This is a genomic window from Pseudomonas sp. JR33AA (assembly GCF_021378985.1).
Taxonomy (GTDB): domain Bacteria; phylum Pseudomonadota; class Gammaproteobacteria; order Pseudomonadales; family Pseudomonadaceae; genus Aquipseudomonas; species Aquipseudomonas alloputida.
Map to the genome: position 1 here is coordinate 1 of NZ_JAJSAW010000058.1, position 461 is coordinate 461.

1 protein-coding gene is annotated in these 461 nt (G+C 69.0%); it reads right to left on the bottom strand.

Annotation, left to right across the window (positions count from 1 at the left end):
* Positions 1-461, bottom strand: a 461-nt coding sequence (locus LVS58_RS24995) for an AMP-binding protein (RefSeq protein ID WP_233693249.1), incomplete at both ends; no start/stop codon positions are given.

Sequence of the window (461 nt, forward strand, 5' to 3'; positions counted from 1 at the left end):
TTGTCCTGGGCCAGCACCACCGCCTCGCGCACCTGCGGGTGTTCCAGCACCCGTGCCTCGATTTCACCCAGCTCGATACGCAACCCGCGCACCTTCACCTGGTGGTCGATGCGCCCGCAATACTCGATCACCCCGCTGTCGCGGTAGCGCGCCAGGTCGCCGGTGCGGTACAGGCGCTGGCCGTGGCTGCCAAACGGGTCGGGCACGAAACGCTCGGCCGTCAACGACGGGCGACGATGGTAACCGCGCGCCAGGCCCTGGCCACCGAGCATCAGCTCGCCCATGGCAACCTGCGGCAAGGCTTCGAACGCCGGGCCCAGGATGTGCGTGTACAGGTTGGCGATCGGCCGGCCGATCGGCACGCTGTCACGCCCCTCGTCGACACAGGTCCAGTGGGTGACGTCGATCGCCGCCTCGGTCGGCCCGTACAGGTTATGCAGGCGCGCTCCGGGCAAGTGGCT